Below are 288 nucleotides of genomic sequence, written 5' to 3' on the forward strand. Positions count from 1 at the left end.
CGGGGATCGGGTCGGCGGCCGGCCGGACCGAGGGTACGACGGCGTCCATCACCCGCGAGCGCGTCCGCCGGACCGTCCTCGCGGCTGCCCTGCAGGGAGGTCCCGTCACGGACGGGCACCTTCTCGCCGCGGTCGAGGAACTCATGTCGGACGGAGCCGCCCTGACGAGGAGTCTTCTCGGCCGCGGCGGGCCCGGCGGGGAGGGTGACCCCGGAACCGGCAGACCGTATCCCGATGCACCGTTCCCCGCGGGACCGGGTCACCTCATGTATGCGGGGAGTTACACGC

Annotated in this window: 1 pseudogene; it reads left to right on the top strand. The window is 73.6% G+C overall.

What is annotated here, in order from left to right:
• Positions 1 to 288 (top strand): annotated as a pseudogene (locus FNH21_RS16765) (hypothetical protein); the annotation flags it as partial.

It is taken from the genome of Arthrobacter bussei (assembly GCF_009377195.2).
Taxonomy (GTDB): Bacteria; Actinomycetota; Actinomycetes; order Actinomycetales; family Micrococcaceae; genus Arthrobacter_D; species Arthrobacter_D bussei.